We start from the raw sequence: 17706 nt of genomic DNA, 5'->3' as shown, positions 1-17706 counted from the left end.
TTGTAAAATCTTATGATTTTAGTCAAATATAAAAACCTATGCCCTCTAATGCATAGGTTTTCACCACTTTTATTATATAGTTCTTTTGATAGCTTCCTTCCAACCTTCTACAAGAACTTTTCTTCTTCTATCATCAATACTACTGTTAAATTCTTTTTCTATACCATTATTCTTTAAAATATCTTCTTTGTTTTTCCAAAAACCAACAGCTAATCCTGCAAAATATGCGGCACCTAAACCTGCTATATTTAAAATATTTTTAGGCTTTTCAACTTTACAATTTAATATATCTGATTGAAATTGCATTAAAAAATTATTTACAGAATATTGCCCATCTACTCTTAAATTCTTTAAAACTATACCTGAATCTTCCTCCATAGCTTTTAAAACATCATAACTTTGATATGCCAGAGATTCTATAACCGCTCTTATAAAATGCTCCTTCTTGCTTCCTCTTGTAAGACCTATAACTACACCCTTAGCTTCTGGATTCCAATATGGTGCTCCTAATCCTCCAAAGGCTGGAACCATATATACATTATTAGTGTCCTCCACTGATAACGCATATTCTTCAGCATCCTCCAATGAATCTATCATTCTCAAATTATCTTTAATCCAATTTATACCTTCTCCAGCCATAAAAACTGAACCTTCTAGGGCATAAGTAACTTCACCATCTAATCCCCAAGCGATAGTTGTTATAAGTCCTTTTTGTGAATTTATGGGTTTATTTCCTGTATTCATAAGCATAAAACATCCTGTGCCATAGGTATTTTTAGCTGCCCCTTCTTCAAAGGCGGTTTGTCCAAAAAGAGATGAATTTTGGTCTCCTGCTACTCCTCCTATAGGTACTTCTTTTCCAAACAAAATACTGTCTGTATGTCCATAAACGTGACTTGATGGTCCCACTTCAGGTAGCATGGATTTAGGTATTTGGAAAATTTCTAGAAGTTCTTCATCCCACTGCAATGTGTGTATATTAAATAACATAGTTCTTGAAGCATTACTATAATCTGTCATATGTTTTTCACCTTTTGTCAAATTCCATATAAGCCAAGAATCCATAGTACCAAAGGCTAAATTACCTCTTTCTGCTTCTTTTCTAGCTCCTTCTACATTATCTAATATCCACTTTATTTTGGTAGCTGAAAAATAAGGATCTAGTACTAATCCTGTTTTTTCTTTTATAACTTTACCATATCCTTTTTTATTAAGTTCTTCACTAATTTCTACTGTTCTTCTACATTGCCAAGCAATTGCATTATATACTGGGATTCCTGTTCTCTTATCCCACACCAATACCGTTTCCCTTTGATTTGTAATTCCAATGGAAGCTATTTTTTCTATTGAAATATTGTATTTTGCTAATAATTCTGTAGTTACAGAGAACTGACTTGCCCATATATTAACAGGATTATATTCCATCCATCCTAGTTTAGGATATATGGGTTCTACCTCTCTTTCACTTTCTCCTAACACTTCACCTTTTTTATCAAATAGTATGCACTTAGATCTTGTACTTCCCTGATCTAATACCATAATATATTCTTCCATTCTTATCCCCCTATCCTGTTATAAAATAAAAAACCACATAAAAATACTATCTAAAGTATTCTTATGTGGCACTCTTAATCTCTACCAAAATATAAGCTTACATAATCATATAAAGTTATACTTATATATTATAATGATTTCAAATTTATTTCAAACTTTGAATCCATTGAAATATGTAAACGATTATGGCCTTACTTGAATAGAATGACAATTCTATCTATTTATGCAGTTTTCCTCTTAAATACTATTTAATTTTTGAATTTCTCTCCATTATACTTCTATCTAGTTAAATTAAGTTTTTTTGCTATGCTTATAACTTCGTTTGCAACTGCGTCTGCAACTCCATCTTCAAAAACACTAGGTACTATATATTCTTCATTCAATTCATTATCCTTTATTAAGTTGGCAAGACCTTTTGCCGCTGCTATTTTCATCTCATTACATATATCTTTTGCTCCAACTTTTAATGCACCTTTAAATATACCAGGGAATACCAACACATTGTTAATCTGATTTGGAAAATCAGATCTTCCAGTAGCTATTATTCTAGCTCCACCTTTTTTAGCCTCTTCTGGCATTATTTCTGGTACTGGATTAGCAAGTGCAAATACTATACTATCTTTATTCATACTATTAACCATTTCTTTAGTTAATAGATTTCCATCTGAAACTCCAATAAATACATCTTTATTCTTAATTACATCTTCTAAACTTCCTTTTTCAAAATTTCTATTAGTTACTTTAGCAATTTCTTTTTGTGCATTATTCAAAGTACTATCCCCCTCGACAAGTGCTCCTTGAAGGTCACATAAGATTATTTCTTTAACTCCTGCCTTTATTAAAAGTTTAGCTATTGCAATTCCAGATGCCCCTGCTCCATTAATAACTACTTTTATATCTTCTATATCTTTTTTTAATATTTTTAATGAATTATATAAACCTGCTAATACAGCAATAGATGTTCCATGTTGATCATCATGATATACTGGTATATTTAACTTTTCTTTTAACTTATCTTCAATATAAAAACATTCTGGAGCTTTTATATCTTCAAGGTGAATTCCTCCAAATCCTGGCGATATATTTTTAATTGTATTTACTATATCATCTGCATCTTTACTATCTATACTAATAGGTACTGCATTTACTCCACCAAATCTTTTAAGTAATAGTGCTTTACCTTCAACTACTGGTAGTCCAGCTTCAGGTCCTATATCTCCAAGTCCCAGAACCGCTGTACCATTGGTTATTACAGCCACTGTTTTCCCTTTAATAGTATATTTATATGCTTTTTCCTTATCCTTTGATATTTCTAGACAAGGAGCTGCTATCCCTGGAGTATATGCTAAAGATAAATCCCTTGGAGTTTCTACTGACATTGTTCCAATTATCTCTAACTTACCTTTTTTTTCTTCGTGAATTCTTAAAGCCTCTTCTTTTACATCTAAACTCATATTTTTATTGAATTAGATTAATAAATATCTAATCCAAATACACCTCCTTAGTATATACATTTTGAAGACTGTATTAAAACAAATATGTTTTAATACAGTCCCCAGTAATTCTTATTTTATTTTTTTGCTGCTTCTTTAGCTCTTATAAATTCTTCCTTCACTTCATCAAATAATTCTTTATTTGAGATTAAATCATAGGCTGAATCTGCTAAAATTTTAGCTGATAGCATAATTGCATTATGTGCTTCATCAGTTTTTCCAGCTTTTAAATATTCTTCTGAGTGAGAAGATGTTCCTTCCTCAACAAAAGCTATTCTTATACATGTTCCTGGCACTTGATACATTACACTGCCAAAATCTGTGGATCCAGTTTTTTGTCTAGGCGGACGTATAGTAGGTGCGTTAACAAGTTTAGCATTTTCCATAACTATATCATTAAGACTTAATACTGGAATTTTATTATCTATTTCTTTTTCTGTAATTATTTCATATTCAGTATCTGTCATTAAGGCAGCACCCTTCATAACATTTCTAAATCTTCTAATTACATCATTTAAATAATCTCTATTATATGAACGTACATAAAAACTTCCTATAGCTTGTGCTGGTACAACATTGGCAGCTGTACCTCCTGCACTTAAAATTGTATAGTGCATTCTTACATCATCAACTACATGTTCTCTCATAAATTCAATTCCTTGAAATGAAAGTATTAAAGCATCTAAAGCACTTTTACCATTTTCAGGTTTAAGTGCTGCATGGGCACTTTTACCATTAAAAATTACTTTAAACTTTGACATGGCTAGAGATTTTACATCTGTAGTTGTTTCAGGTCCTCCATGCATCATCATGGCTACATCAATATCTTTAAAGCAACCTTCTTTAACCATTTGAAGCTTTCCACCTATGGTTTCTTCCGCTGGTGTACCATAAACTACAACTTTAAAAGGCTGATCCTTTACAACTTCTTTTAATGCTATTGCTGCTCCTAATATTGCAGGCCCTTGCATGTGATGTCCACAAGCATGCCCAATATTTGCAAGTGCATCATATTCACATAAAAGTCCTATGGATGGGCCTCCAGTACCAAATTCATATACTGCTCTAAATGCAGTTTCAAAACCGCCTATACCTTTTTCAACTTTAAATTCTTTTTCTTTAAGGTAATCACATAATAAATCACAAGCTTTATATTCTTTTAGTCCCTCTTCTGGATTATCAAATATATTGTCAGCCATATTATTAAGTTCCAGAGCTATATTATCAATATAACTATGAATTTTATTTTTCATGATTTATACCTCCATCAAATTAGTAGTTTATAAGTGTTCCAATAATTAATATTATAGAACCTGTTAAAATCCACCATCCAAATAGTTTGCCCATAAACTTCATCCACTTATCATAAGTTATTCCTGTTGCTCCAAGGAACCCCATAAGGGCTGATGCATGTGGAAGAATATAGTTACTAAATCCATCTCCTAATTTAAAAGCCAATACTGTACTTTGTCTTGATATACCTGCAAGATCCGCTAGTGGAATCATTACTGGCATAACTATAGCTGCTTGACCATTACCAGATGTAACAAAGAAGTTAATAATAATATTCATTATAAACATTATTGGTGCTTTTAATATGTTAGGGAATATATCAAATAATATAGAAAGATCCTTTACAACAGTATCAAGGATTTTACCCTCATTTAATATTGTTGCAACAGTTGCTCCAAGTCCAACTACAAGTGCTGCGGATACCATTGCTTTTGATCCTTTTACAAAATTCTTTGCTATATCACTTGCACAATACCCATATACAAAACCACCTAAAATAGCCATCCACATGAACAATACAGCATTTTCAGTAAGTCCCCATCCAAATTTTATACATCCATACATAAGTACGCCAAAGGATACTAATACAACTGCAAGAACAGCATAATGCTTCTTCTTTATTTCTATTTCTACGTCTTTTAAATTAAATTCCTTTAAGCCTTCACTTCCATAAACAACACTTTTAGTAGGATCTTTACGAACTTTTTCACCATATCTTAATATATATATTGTAGTAATAATATAAAATACAACGAAACTTACAATTCTTAATCCCATTCCTGAATAAGCTGGTAGTCCTGCTATTTGTTGTGCTACGGCCGTTGTTGGTGCAAGTATACCTGTACTAAATCCTACTCCTATACCAAGAAGCACAATTGCTACACCTACAATGGCATCATATCCTAATGTAATAGCCAACATAACTCCTAACGGAGCAAATCCTATAAATTTATTAGTACTTTGAGTTATACCTATTACTGCAAATAATAGTACAAAAGCAGGTATAAATAATTTTTCTTTACCAGCAGATGCCTTTGATAATTTATTACAGAATGCATGAAACATTCCTGTTGAAATAATTACTTCCAAAGATCCACCTATTACAAGTAGTGCAAATATAATTTCACTTTGCTTATTTAAAGATTTTACTATATGTAATGGAATATCCCATATTGGCACAGGAGATTGTTTTATAAAATTAAAAACACTTCCATCTACAACCATCTTTCCTAATTCATTTTTATACCTACCATATTCACCTGCCGGTATAACATAAGTCATTAGAGATGCTAGAATAAGAATCATAAATATGATTACATAAGAGTGAGGCATTTTGAAACTTTTTTTCTTTTTTACATTTTCAACTTGTGTAGTCACAGTATTTCCTCCTTAATATTTTAATATGTAACACCATTCCTCAAACAACAGATTTTAATTTAATTAATAGAACGAAGAAAGGTGATATTAACATTTTAAATCTGTTATTTATGTCACTTCTTCACTCGTCTTATGGTGTCAATTATTGTTCCATCTCTATACTCAACCACTGCTACTACTTCATCAGTAAATTCTATTTCCTTTGGAGTTCCTAATAATCTTATAGCAGTCTTTCTTAATTCCTCCATTGTTATAAGCTTAATGCCTGCCTTCTTAAATTTTTCAATTAGATCTTCACGTCTTGGATTCACAGTTACTCCATAGTCAGTTACAACTACATCTACAGTACTGCCTGGAGTTACAACAGTAGTAACCTTATCAATTACTGTAGATAATCTTCCACGGGTAAGAGGTGCAACCACTATAGAAACCTTTGCCATTGCTGCTGTGTCACTGTGTCCACCTGAAGCAGCCCTTATAACTCCATCAGAACCTGATATAACATTTACATTAAAATCTGTATCTATTTCCAATGCACTTAATATTACAAAGTCTAACTTATTTACTGCTGCTGACTTATTAAATGGATTAGCATAAAAATCTGAACTTATTTCAATATGTTTTTCATTTTTTCCTATGGATTCAGCTGCTGATAAATCAAAACATTGTACATCAAATAATGTATCAACTAATCCTTCTTCTAATAAATCTACCATTGGTTTAGTTATACCACCTAGAGCATAACTAAGCTTTATATTTCTTTTTTTAACTTCATCTTTTACAAATCTAGTAACTGCAAGGGATGCTCCACCAGAACCTGTTTGCATTGAGAAACCGTCTACAAATAATCCTGTAGCTAACATTACCTCTGAAACCCTTTTAGCCATTAATAATTCCTTTGGATTAGATGTAAATCTAGTTGCACCTGACATTATTCCCTTGGAATCTCCAATTTCATCTACTAGAGCAACATAATCAACTGATGTTTGTGAAATACTTTGTGGAAAGTTAGGATAATCAACTAATGTATCTGTAACAATTATAACTTTATTTGCATATTCAGCATCTACTTTAGCGTATCCTAAGGATCCACATATGGATTTTCCTTTAACTCCATTAGCGTTACCCATACAATCTGATGATGACGCAGCAATAAATGCAACATCTATTTTTAATTCACCTTCACATATGGCTCTAGCTCTTCCTCCGTGTGAACGTATTACTGCTGGATTGTCTTTTAATATTCCTTCTGATATTTCAGTTGCCAATCTATCTCTTAATCCACTAGTTTCTATTCTTGTAACTACACCAGCTTTAATGTATTTAACAAGATCATCATGAGCACTAGTTAAAGAACTTGCAGCTATTCTTAAATCTTTTATTCCCATATCAGATAAAATTTCCACCACTTGCATAATAAGCTTATCTCCAGCTCTAAAATGATGGTGGAAAGAAATTGTCATTCCATCCTTTATTCCTGCTTTTTTTATTGCTTCTTTTAAAGAATCTACTACTTTATCCCTTTTCACTTGTTCTTTTATATTTGAACTTTCACTATAATTCATAGTTTCTTTTGAATGATACGTAAATGGCTCAACATAAGCCTTTCTATCTTCATATCCCTTTATGCTTTTTAATAAAGCTTCATCCACTCTTTTACATTTCATCGCAATTACCTCCTACTCTTACACCAGCAGCTTTTGCTAATGCTAGAACATGCTTTGCTCTATCTATTATAGGTTTATCTACCATCTTGCCATCTACAGTAAATACCCCTTTATTTTCTCTTATAGCTTCTTCTGTAGCCGTTACTACTTTGTATGCTTTTTCTATTTCTTTTTCTGATGGAGTGTACACTGAGTGAATAAGTTCTATTTGTCTTGGATGTATTAAAGATTTGCCATCAAATCCTAGTTGTCTTATAAGTTTTGCTTCTCTTAAGAATCCCTCATCATTTTGTATATCTGAATATACTGAGTCTAAAGCTGAAATACCTGCTGCTCTAGCAGCCATTGCTATCATTCCTCTTGCTGTAAACATTTCAGCTCCTTCAGGTGAACGATTTGTTTTCATATTAGTTACAAAGTCTTCTCCTCCTATTGCCATAGCTACAAGTCTTTTTGAAGATGTTGCAATCTGATACGCATTTAAAACTCCTAAAGGTGATTCTATTGCTACCATTATTTTTGTAGTTCCAATCTCTATACCATTTTCTCTTTCTATTCTTTCTATATGTCTTTCAACTTGAAATACATCCTCTGGTGTTTCTGTTTTTGGTATTCTAATTATATCTGGTTTAGCTAGAACTACTGCTTCTAAATCTTTAAGTCCAAAGTCACTATCTAATCCGTTTATTCTAACTACAGTTTCTATGTTTAATTCCTTATAATAATCTCCTAGTTCTTTTAACATATTGTGAACTAAAAAACGTGCCGAATCCTTTTCTGTAATTGAAATAGAATCTTCTAAATCAAACATAACTGAATCAGGTTTATATATATGCACGTCTCTAATTAAACCTGGATTGTTTCCAGGAACAAATAACATTGATCGTCTAAGCTTCATTTGTACTTCCTCCATTATATCCATTTATATTCTGTTGATTCTGCTGATCTATACACCGCAGTTTGAACTCTACTTACAATTACTGGATCTATTGCACCCTTATCATTAGCAAATACTTTCGCATTTTTAACTTCTAATGATTTTAAAGTTTCTTTAATCACTTTTTCTATTTGATCTCCGAACTGAGCCATAACAACACTGTTTAGTTTTATATCCAATCCATCATTGTCTGGATCTATTATTATTTGAATATCATTAGATTCTAAAGTTCCTGCCTTAGCAACTACTTTTAGTTCCATTTGAAATTCCTCCTTTTATGAAAATTTGACTATAAATTCTATATTATATACTTTTGTTATTCTATGTATACCTTGTTTGCATATTGTATACCATCTTTAATTATTGTATACTATTTTCCTTTCAATATCAATATCATTTTTAGAAAGTTTAACTAATTAATAAAATTTTCTTTTGATTTTATTATGGTATTAATTCTTACTGTAAAATTGCATAAAAAACATCAAATATTTAACAAGACCTTGTTAAATATTTGATGTTTTTTATAAAAACTATTTCTAAAACCAAAAACTTTATTTATATATTTGACATAAATGAGTTTTTAGCGTTTACAACGTGTTTCCTAGCTAGTCTTTCTGCTAAAACTTCATCCCCTTCTTCTATTGCTTCTACTATATTTTTATGCTCTAAAAGTGCTTTCTCTCTTCTAGTTTCATTAGATAAAGTTACTTTTCTCATACTTTTTAAATACTCATATATATATTCTAATTTAGATATAAGCCTTTTATTTTTTGAAGCATTTAATATTATTCTATTATATTCATTATGAGACTTTATGTATTTATCAGTATCGTTTTTATTAATACATTTGCTCATTATCTCAATTATTTCTTTTAATCTTAATATCTCTTTTCTTGAAATATTTAAGCATGCACCCCTAACTGCTAATCCTTCAAGCACTTCTCTTATATCATAAATTTCTATAATATCTTCTTTGCTAATACCCTTTACTAAAGTTCCTTTTCTAGCAATATTTATAGCCAATCCTTCTATTTCTAATTGGCGTAAAGCTTCTCTTACTGGTGTCCTACTAACTCCCATACTTTTAGCTATATTATTTTCAATTAGTCTGTCTCCTGCCTCTAATTTTCTATCAAAAATAGCAGCTCTAAGTTCTTCAAGAATAATTTCTCTTGCAGGTCTTGTATCGTTAGCATCAATTTTTTTAAAAATTTCTTCCATAATTCAACATCCTTAATTATTATATTTTCATTATTTTATTATATATTGTATTTATAACTAATTATATAGTTTTAACTGCTTTTATTCAATTTTAATAATTAAAAATATTTAACAAAAATTATATTCAATCTATATTGTTGAATATAATTTAGCTTATTATTAAATAATAAACTCATAAGAACATATGTAAATATTTTTTACTTAGTTCATGTTTAGACTTTGACTTTCTTTGACTTTGGTGCTATAATATGCTTACAAGGTAAAAGAAAAAATTAATCTAACATTATATTTATGTAAAATAAATAGGAGGTTTGGTATAATGTTTGATATGATTCCATTTAAAAGAAATAATTCTATGAAAAGAGATTCTTACTTCGATGAATTCTTTGATAATTTCTTTAATAATGATTTCTTAGTACCTATTAAATTTCCAAAAAATAATTTTCGAGCAGATTTAAAAGAAACCAATAATGAATATATAATTGAAGCAGATTTACCTGGAATTTCAAAAGATGCTGTTAAAGTAAATTACTCTAATAATAATCTTGTAATTTCAGCTAAAAGAGAAGATATTATAGAAAATAAAGATGAAAACTATATAAGACGTGAGAGAAGCTATGGAGAATTCAAAAGAGCTTTTTATGTAGATAATGTAGATGAAAATAATATAAAAGCTTCTTTTAAAAACGGAGTATTAAGAATAAATCTGACTAAACTAGAAGATACTACAAAAGCTAGAAAACAAATTGAAATTGAATAAAAATAAGTGAGTCATCAAAATATAGATGACTCACTTATTTTTATTCACAAATTCTCCAAATCCCATAAATACAATCCACACATAAGCTATTGTCTTAGGTATCATTAAAACTCCAACTACTGGTATAGAATGTGACCATAGAACAACTGGAATATAAAATGCAAATGATAAAACAATTGCAAACCACATAAATTTAAATCTATGATCATGATATGCTCTTGACTCTTTGAAAAATAGATATATAATCATAACTCCTAACATAGCAAAAGGAATATTTCTGTAAATACCCCAAACTACATTAGCATCGTATTTAAGCCATTCATTTTGAGGAAATAAACATAAAGCAATCCTTGTAATAGCTAGTCCATAAACAATAACAGTTAGTTCATTTTTTCCTTTAATATTGTATCTTTGTCTCCAAATATAATATAAAATCACATAGAAAATTGTCATTGTAATAGATGTTATTAATTTACCTATTCCAAGTGCAGCAGAATTGGCTTCAAGTCCAGTAGTTAGCAATCCATAAGCTCTTGGAACCAAATGAAATGCATCTCCGAATCCTAAAATGATTGCCATAATACCAAATAAACGATATTGCTTGTTATTATTACTTTTTACAAACATATTAACTCCGACATATATAACCGTTGTTAAATATACTATATCAAAAATAGTTTCCATAATACCTTGCATAAAATCACCCCTTAATATTTTTATGAACAACGTTCATATAGGTTCATATAAAAAACCATACAAGGTACGGTTTTTTTATTTACTATATAATATTTTCTTTAAGCATTGAATAAAAAATCCAATATGTTTTTCATCAGATCGAAGCATTATAAGCATATTATTGAAAACAAAACTTGCAAATTTTTCTTTTGTAAACTCTTCATCCCAAATATTTTCACTTATTTTAGGATCATTTTCAATGGCTCTCACAATTATGCCATAAACATTTTCAAAATATTCATCCTCTTTTTTTCGTCCAGCCATTTTTTCATCAGCTTTTAAAAAAGAAAGTTGATGAATCCAGTTTTCTTTAAAGTTTGACAAATAAAAAGATAAGCAATTGTAAGTTGATGTAACTTGAGCTAAAAAATCCTTATTCTCTGCATTATGCTTCCTAATCTCCTTAAACGCTCCAGACCAAAAATCCTCTATTATTGCAATAATTAAGTCTTTTTTTTGAGGAAAATAATTATATATGGTTCCAACTGCAATTCCACAATCTTTAGCTACCAAACGAATATTTACTTTATCAATTCCTTTACTTTTAGCAATTGATTTTGCCGACTGAAAAATCATATCCTTTGGATTTTCTATTAACTTTGCCATAATGATCACCCCTAAACTGAACATCGTTCATAAACTATTTTATAGATTCATGATAATTTTGTCAAATGTAAATTAATTCTAATTATTTATATAAATAAAACTGCTGACAAAATATTTCATCAGCAGTCTGAGTGTATTTTTTATATTATTCTAAAACTTTGATTTCTCCAATCTCCCTAGGGATGTTTCCTTATATTCACACTTTCTTCAAAATATAGGACAGCTCTTCTATAGTCCTCCATGGTATCTATGTCCATTAATATTCCAGGATCTTGAACATTTATAGGTGTAAATCCTTTTTTATTAATAAAATCTCTTAAAGTCTTATAGGAGGCATCTTTTAATAGCTCCTCTATTAAATAACTTTTCATTAATACTGGATGCCCCTTTTTTCCATTGTACATTGGAATAATTATATCTTTATTTAATCCCAACATATATTTATATGTACTTTTATTAATGACTGGATAATCCCCAGGAATTAATAAAAATCTTTCTTCTTTAATATGAATTAAGCCTTTTTTTACAGAACTAAACATTCCCTCTAAATAATTAGGGTTATAAACTAATTCTACTCTTGTATATCTATCCAGTATGCCTTTTATATCCTCTATTCTATGTCCGCCTACTACTATAATTTTAGAACATAAATCATACATTCCATAAATACATCTTTCAATTGCGGTTTTCCCATCTATATCTAGTATCAATTTATTTGTACCAGCCCTTGTGGATAATCCCGCTGCTAAAATTATTCCTTCAACCTTCATCTTTAGTTCATTTCACTCCATTTTATCCTATGTTTATTTTATATTAACCACTGAACAACAAGTACAAATACAAATAAACATGTAGAAATTATAGGATTATATTTTATTACTCTCTCTTTATTGATTTTACCTGGAATTTGTGACAAAATTTTAATATAAGCATATATAATTAAACTATTTATAAAACCATTAACAAAGAAAAATTCTATAAATCTACTTTTATTCACTACAGAAGAACTTTTCATTAGGCCTAAAGGTATGGTAATAGCAAAACATACTATATAATATCCAACTCTCCAAGATAAACTCATTATAAGGGTATGAATAAATTTCATTGCTTTTTCCCTATGTTTAAGTAACTTAAATACTAAAGTCACTGATAAACCCTCTAGTAAAATACAAGCAGTTGGGTTAATCACTTTGCTTAGGGGTGTACCAGGTATAAATAGGTTTATTAATTTAATGGATGCCCCTATGGCAGCAGTATGAAACATTGATTTTAAATCTTTGGTTTCTTTATAAGATTTTTGCATAAAATAATAACCTATAGGAAAGAATATTGATCCTGTTGGTACTCTAAATGGCAACATATGCAATGCATACCCTACTGTAGCCTCCATAAACCCCCATATAGCACCCCAGAACATTACAATACTTAAATTATACATTTTCTTCTTTTGTTCACATATTGTAATTTCCTCATTACATACTTGTTTATTCATAACAAATTCCCCTCCAATTAATTTTTAACTTCCCCATTTAAAATTGACTTTATGGCATTTTCAATTTCTTCATATCCAGTACATCGGCACAAATTAGATTGAAGCCATTGTTCTATTACATGATCATTGGCATTAGGATGTATTTTAGAAAGTGCATGACAAACCATTAAGAACCCTGATGTACAATAACCACATTGAAATCCCCAGTTTTCAACAAAAGCTTTTTGGATAGGTGCATCCTTTAAACCTTCAACAGTAAGGATTCTCTTTCCCACGGCTTCTACAGTAAGCATTAAGCAAGATTTTATTGGCCAATTATCTATCAAAACAGTACAAGCTCCACAATCTCCATTTTCACAACCAGGCTTTGCACCTGTAAGACCAAATTCATGACGCAAAGTATGCAATAAAATATCAGAAGGTTTAACCATAACATCCCTATCTTCTCCATTTACATTCAGAGTTAAAACAGTATTACCTAGAACTTTAAACATTCAATTTACCCCCTTCCCTAAATTCTCTTAATACTTCACATAACATTGTATGTAACATAAACTTCCTATATGCAGAAGATCCACTAATATCATTTAATACCTTCCCAGGTATATTCTTAATAATTTCATTCATTTTTTTATATTCAGGAAGTGCATTATCATTTAGAATTTGTTCTATTACAGCTGATCTAAATGGATAATCACATACACCACTAAAAGCAATATTAATTCTATTATTATTCTTTAGAGCCGCTATTGTTATTAACGGATAGTCTATCTTTTCGTTCTTTGTTCTTTTTACATGTAAGTGTGGCAAATTTAGAAATTTATTTTTTATAATTACTTGAACAATCATCTCACCTTTATTAAGTTGAATTCCTTTGTTAAATATTTTTTCTATAGGGATTCTTCGTTGTCCATTAATACCCGATATTACTATTTCACTATCTGAAATCATAAGGGGTAATACTGCCTCACGATATATAATAGTACCAGCTAAATTACCTCCCAATGTAATTTTATCTTGTATTGTATGGTCAGCTATTCTTTGAACTGTTAAACTGAGTAAAGGAAAAAGATTTAACTCTGCAATATTAGTAAGAGTTACAGCAGATCCAATTATTAACTCATCCTCTATCAATTCATATATATTACATTCTGAAATACCCTTAATATCGATAACTGCTTCTGTATATACATTGTGCACTCTCGCCATGCTAATAAATTCTGTTCCCCCGCCATAATATATTGGTTCTTTTCCTTCAAAATTTAATTTATCAAATAAACTAACAGCTTCTTCTATGGTTTCTGGTTTGTAGTATTCAAAGTCAAAAGGTATCATATTGCCCTCCTGTCTTAGTTTTCCATATTGATTCAGGAGAAATTGGTAATTTGTCAAAATCAGCTTGGGCTGCCAATGATATAGCATTAGCAAAAGCAGCAGAAATTCCTAGAATACCATGTTCACCTATACCTCTAGCACCAAAGGGAGCATCTATTTGAGGTGTTTCTATAAATTCAACTATGTAATCTGGATTTTCTCCATACCTCATTAACTTATAAGTTCTCAGGGAAGTATCTTCTAATATTCCATCTTGATTATATAAAAATTCCTCCCTAGTAGCTAAACCTAATCCCATACTCATCCCCCCCATTATAAGACCTCTAGCGGTTTTAGGATTTATCAATTTACCTACATCAATAACAGTTGCAGCTTTTAATAGCCTATAAGTATACTTTTTAGGATCATACTCTATCTCCACCGCTTGAGCTCCTACAGTCCACGATGCACCAACCTTACCTTTTCCTGTTTCCTTTTCTAATTTAGTTAGATGCTTCATTATGTATGTTCCCCTCCCAATCATTTGCCCTCCTATGGATGTTCCTCCAGGGTATTTATATCCATGCACTAAATCCTCAAACGATATATATATTTCTAAATCATCTTTTAAATATACTTTTTGTTCTTTAATTTCCAAATCTTCTGGGGTACATTTAAGCACTATAGCCCCAAGTTTTTTTAATTGTTGTATTAAATCATCTGCTGCTTTAACCACTGCATTCCCAACCATAAAAGTTGTCATACTAGCAACTGTTTTCCAGTGTTTAGGAGTAGTTTGGGTATCTACACTCATGTATATGCTAATCTTATCAATATCCATTCTCATCTTTTCAGCCAATATTTGTACCATGGTGGTTTTCATACCTGGTCCAATTTCAACAGCACCTAAGTTAAGATTTAAGCTACCATCACTATTTACGGTAATGATAGCACCAGATGATGCATTAGTTGGAGAAGTGGATGTTTTCCAAAAGCAAGCCGTCCCTTTTGCAATTATGGTGCCTTTATCTGTTTCTACTCTCCTACCTTCTTCCCAATTAATAGCTTCTTTTAATTTTAATATACAACTTCCTAAATTTCCCGTATTACTTAATGTTATTTTATCTTGTGTTGGGGAAAAACATCCCTCATATATAGCATTTTTCATTCTCAATTCTAGAGGATCTATCCCTATTGTCGTTGCTAATTTATCTAATATTCTTTCCATGCAAAATGTGAGTGCCGAATGACCAAAGCCACGATAGGATGTAACATATGTATGATTAGTATAAATTGTAAACGCATCACAAGAAATATTTTCAATATTATATGGGCCACTACAGTTTACAGCTATTGCTTTTGTCATATTAGGTCCAGTATCGGCATAAGCACCGCAATCTACATGGTAAGTACACTCTAGTGCCTTTATTAAACCATCTTTAGTGGCACCTATTTTAAGACTTCCTTCAGTTCCTATTTTACAGGGTGCCATCGAAATATCTTCTTCCCTGGAATTAGCCATTTTAACCTTTCTTCCTCCAACTGCCCTTGATGCGAGATATGCTATGAATTCAGGCTGTATAGTAGCTTTCCCACCAAAAGCTCCACCAACCAAAGGAACACGTACAATAATATTACCTTCTGGTATATTATAAAGTTTACTTATCTGTTCTTTTACTGAAAAGGGTCCTTGTGAAGATGTATTTATTATCACAGTACCATTTGGTAATATTTCAACCTTAGCATTTCTAGTTTCCATAGCAAGGTGATCTGATTGAGGAAGTGAAAAACTTGACTCTACAATAACTTCACTTTCTGACCATCCTTTATTCATATCTCCCTTTCTTATTTTTACATGATTTGCAATGTTGGAATTAGGTTGAGGATATACATCCTTAACTGGACAATGATACTCTCCTAGATTTTCATGTATTAGTGTGGCACCTGGCTTTATTGCTTCATTTATTGAGTTCACTATAGGTAAGGGCTCATAAATAACTTTTATAAGTTTTACGGCGCTCATTGCTTCTTCTTCACTATTAGCTACTACTACAGCCACAGGCTCTCCAAAATATCTTACCTTATCTTTAGCAATAGGAGGTCTATCTTCTATTACAGATCCACTTAATACTGAAAAATAATCTCCAGTAATTACAGCCTGAACTCCTTTAGCTTTTAGTGCCTCTGAAGTATCAATTAATTTTATAATTGCGTGTGCATGAGTACTTGTAAGCATCTTAGCATGCAAAGTATCGGGGGTTTTTGTATCACAATTATATTTTGCAGCACCAGTAACCTTATCCCAGGCTTCCTTCCTTAGAGTACTCACTCCAAGTCTCGATATATCCCTCATATACTGCTCTCCCTTCATATAAACACTGAATATATAAAAGAATATTTATATTAAAATAGTTTCTCCACATTTATTTAAAATATTCAAAATATGGAATCACTACCTGCTAGATTAAAGACACAGAAAAATAAAACTACTGACAAAATATATTTTGTCAGTAGTTTTATTTTACAAAATCGTGGATTTTTAATCCGCGTCCTATTAATCGGTGAACTTAAAAATGAAATTTATACTATTTAAATCTATCAAATTCTAATTCGTTAGATATACTTATATTATAAATATATGAAATAGATATTTCATTTATAAAATCTTTTTTTAATGTTTCGTCAAATTTTATATTATTTAATTTTTCATGGTAACCCATTACAAAATTCTTTAAGTCATTTATTTCATGGAAAATATAATAATTTAGTCCTTTATCATCAATTTTATAATTTTCTTTTACTATTTGATAAATAGTTCTTCCTCCAAATAAATCTGCTAAATATCTAGTATATGCATGAGCAATTAATAGTTCTTTATTTTTTTCTCCAATATGATTTATTCTATTTACAAATACCTTTGTTGATATTAATGGTTCCATACTATCTAATTTATCCTTTAGTAAATACTTAACATCTTTCATTATTGCCTCAGCACGATAAACTTCTGGTAATGCAAAGTCTTTAATATATTTATTACCTTTGTTCTTTTCCAAATTAGATTCTATTGCATTATATATATGATAAAGATTATATATATATTCTGCATAGGTAGTCACATTAGCATTTCCTTCAATTAATCTCTTTATAAATCCTGTATGTTCTGCCATATCGTGTAGTTTTGAACTATTCAACCTTATTTCATTAAGAAAAGTATTTTCCATAACAAACACCTCCTTTATATAATTATTAATTATTGA

At 30.4% G+C, this 17706-nt stretch carries 17 protein-coding genes; 1 reads left to right on the top strand and 16 read right to left on the bottom strand.

The genetic code is table 11. The features are described from left to right. Window positions 1–72: 72 nt before the first annotated feature. The 8 genes from glpK to B5D21_RS05380 all read right to left on the bottom strand — a co-directional run bounded on the left by glpK (window position 73) and on the right by B5D21_RS05380 (window position 9542). Entirely contained in the window at window positions 73–1554 is a 1482-nt protein-coding gene (gene glpK, locus B5D21_RS05415; RefSeq protein ID WP_011100588.1) for a glycerol kinase GlpK, read from the bottom strand. Window positions 1555–1832: 278 nt separating this feature from the next. Further along, window positions 1833–3008, bottom strand: coding sequence for an NAD(P)-dependent malic enzyme (locus B5D21_RS05410; RefSeq protein WP_011100589.1), 1176 nt, complete (start codon window positions 3006–3008; stop codon window positions 1833–1835). A gap of 116 nt (window positions 3009–3124) precedes the next feature. After that, window positions 3125–4300, bottom strand: coding sequence for a M20 family metallopeptidase (locus B5D21_RS05405; RefSeq protein ID WP_011100590.1), 1176 nt, complete (start codon window positions 4298–4300; stop codon window positions 3125–3127). Window positions 4301–4319: 19 nt separating this feature from the next. Further along, complete coding sequence (locus B5D21_RS05400) at window positions 4320–5717, bottom strand: YfcC family protein (protein ID WP_011100591.1); 1398 nt, start codon at window positions 5715–5717, stop codon at window positions 4320–4322. Window positions 5718–5830: 113 nt separating this feature from the next. Beyond that, on the bottom strand, window positions 5831–7384 hold the full coding sequence (citF, locus tag B5D21_RS05395; RefSeq protein ID WP_011100592.1) for a citrate lyase subunit alpha: 1554 nt from the start codon (window positions 7382–7384) through the stop codon (window positions 5831–5833). Then, window positions 7374–8282 carry an aldolase/citrate lyase family protein gene (locus tag B5D21_RS05390; RefSeq protein ID WP_035124793.1) on the bottom strand — a complete coding sequence of 303 codons (909 nt, stop codon included), beginning with the start codon at window positions 8280–8282 and terminating at the stop codon, window positions 7374–7376. Before B5D21_RS05390 ends, citF begins: the two co-directional genes overlap by 11 nt. A gap of 14 nt (window positions 8283–8296) precedes the next feature. Further along, the gene (gene citD, locus B5D21_RS05385; RefSeq protein WP_035124796.1) at window positions 8297–8581 is read right to left on the bottom strand and encodes a citrate lyase acyl carrier protein; all 285 of its coding nucleotides are present in this window, start codon (window positions 8579–8581) and stop codon (window positions 8297–8299) included. Between the two features lie 295 nt (window positions 8582–8876). Continuing rightward, window positions 8877–9542, bottom strand: a complete 666-nt coding sequence (locus B5D21_RS05380) for a GntR family transcriptional regulator (protein WP_011100594.1) — start codon at window positions 9540–9542, stop codon at window positions 8877–8879. Between the two features lie 319 nt (window positions 9543–9861). On the opposite strand from B5D21_RS05380, the gene hsp18 reads away from it, so the two are divergent. Next, window positions 9862–10302, top strand: a complete 441-nt coding sequence (gene hsp18 / locus B5D21_RS05375; protein ID WP_011100595.1) for a heat shock protein Hsp18 — start codon at window positions 9862–9864, stop codon at window positions 10300–10302. 30 nt (window positions 10303–10332) lie between these two features. Here hsp18 and B5D21_RS05370 read toward each other — a convergent pair whose 3' ends face one another. The 8 genes from B5D21_RS05370 to B5D21_RS05335 form a co-directional block, all read right to left on the bottom strand. After that, entirely contained in the window at window positions 10333–10998 is a 666-nt protein-coding gene (locus tag B5D21_RS05370) for a hypothetical protein (RefSeq protein ID WP_035124800.1), read from the bottom strand. A 75-nt stretch (window positions 10999–11073) separates the two neighbouring features. Next, complete coding sequence (locus tag B5D21_RS05365; RefSeq protein WP_115605956.1) at window positions 11074–11643, bottom strand: TetR/AcrR family transcriptional regulator; 570 nt, start codon at window positions 11641–11643, stop codon at window positions 11074–11076. A gap of 176 nt (window positions 11644–11819) precedes the next feature. After that, window positions 11820–12413, bottom strand: coding sequence for a nucleotidyltransferase family protein (locus B5D21_RS05360; protein WP_011100598.1), 594 nt, complete (start codon window positions 12411–12413; stop codon window positions 11820–11822). A gap of 38 nt (window positions 12414–12451) precedes the next feature. After that, entirely contained in the window at window positions 12452–13135 is a 684-nt protein-coding gene (locus B5D21_RS05355; protein WP_011100599.1) for a hypothetical protein, read from the bottom strand. A 17-nt stretch (window positions 13136–13152) separates the two neighbouring features. Next, a complete protein-coding gene (locus B5D21_RS05350) occupies window positions 13153–13629 on the bottom strand; it encodes a (2Fe-2S)-binding protein (protein ID WP_011100600.1) in 477 nt (158 codons plus the stop codon). Next, entirely contained in the window at window positions 13622–14470 is an 849-nt protein-coding gene (locus tag B5D21_RS05345) for an FAD binding domain-containing protein (protein WP_035111665.1), read from the bottom strand. Before B5D21_RS05345 ends, B5D21_RS05350 begins: the two co-directional genes overlap by 8 nt. Then, window positions 14457–16802 carry a xanthine dehydrogenase family protein molybdopterin-binding subunit gene (locus B5D21_RS05340; protein ID WP_035111661.1) on the bottom strand — a complete coding sequence of 782 codons (2346 nt, stop codon included), beginning with the start codon at window positions 16800–16802 and terminating at the stop codon, window positions 14457–14459. Before B5D21_RS05340 ends, B5D21_RS05345 begins: the two co-directional genes overlap by 14 nt. A 232-nt stretch (window positions 16803–17034) precedes the next feature. Further along, the gene (locus tag B5D21_RS05335) at window positions 17035–17670 is read right to left on the bottom strand and encodes a biliverdin-producing heme oxygenase (protein ID WP_035111656.1); all 636 of its coding nucleotides are present in this window, start codon (window positions 17668–17670) and stop codon (window positions 17035–17037) included. Window positions 17671–17706 lie beyond the last annotated feature (36 nt).

This window comes from Clostridium tetani, from assembly GCF_900167265.1.
Classification (GTDB): Bacteria; Bacillota; Clostridia; order Clostridiales; family Clostridiaceae; genus Clostridium_G; species Clostridium_G tetani.
The sequence above is the reverse complement of the archived record's forward strand: the minus strand, read 5'-3'. Positions and strand labels throughout refer to the sequence as shown.

Coding starts and splice junctions, on each gene's coding strand:
- glpK (WP_011100588.1), bottom strand. CDS start 1,554: ATGGAAGAATATATTATGGTATTAGATCAGGGAAGTACAAGATCTAAG.
- B5D21_RS05410 (WP_011100589.1), bottom strand. CDS start 3,008: ATGAGTTTAGATGTAAAAGAAGAGGCTTTAAGAATTCACGAAGAAAAA.
- B5D21_RS05405 (WP_011100590.1), bottom strand. CDS start 4,300: ATGAAAAATAAAATTCATAGTTATATTGATAATATAGCTCTGGAACTT.
- citF (WP_011100592.1), bottom strand. CDS start 7,384: ATGAAATGTAAAAGAGTGGATGAAGCTTTATTAAAAAGCATAAAGGGA.
- B5D21_RS05390 (WP_035124793.1), bottom strand. CDS start 8,282: ATGAAGCTTAGACGATCAATGTTATTTGTTCCTGGAAACAATCCAGGT.
- citD (WP_035124796.1), bottom strand. CDS start 8,581: ATGGAACTAAAAGTAGTTGCTAAGGCAGGAACTTTAGAATCTAATGAT.
- B5D21_RS05380 (WP_011100594.1), bottom strand. CDS start 9,542: ATGGAAGAAATTTTTAAAAAAATTGATGCTAACGATACAAGACCTGCA.
- hsp18 (WP_011100595.1), top strand. CDS start 9,862: ATGTTTGATATGATTCCATTTAAAAGAAATAATTCTATGAAAAGAGAT.
- B5D21_RS05370 (WP_035124800.1), bottom strand. CDS start 10,998: ATGCAAGGTATTATGGAAACTATTTTTGATATAGTATATTTAACAACG.
- B5D21_RS05365 (WP_115605956.1), bottom strand. CDS start 11,643: ATGGCAAAGTTAATAGAAAATCCAAAGGATATGATTTTTCAGTCGGCA.
- B5D21_RS05360 (WP_011100598.1), bottom strand. CDS start 12,413: ATGAAGGTTGAAGGAATAATTTTAGCAGCGGGATTATCCACAAGGGCT.
- B5D21_RS05355 (WP_011100599.1), bottom strand. CDS start 13,135: ATGAATAAACAAGTATGTAATGAGGAAATTACAATATGTGAACAAAAG.
- B5D21_RS05350 (WP_011100600.1), bottom strand. CDS start 13,629: ATGTTTAAAGTTCTAGGTAATACTGTTTTAACTCTGAATGTAAATGGA.
- B5D21_RS05345 (WP_035111665.1), bottom strand. CDS start 14,470: ATGATACCTTTTGACTTTGAATACTACAAACCAGAAACCATAGAAGAA.
- B5D21_RS05340 (WP_035111661.1), bottom strand. CDS start 16,802: ATGAGGGATATATCGAGACTTGGAGTGAGTACTCTAAGGAAGGAAGCC.
- B5D21_RS05335 (WP_035111656.1), bottom strand. CDS start 17,670: ATGGAAAATACTTTTCTTAATGAAATAAGGTTGAATAGTTCAAAACTA.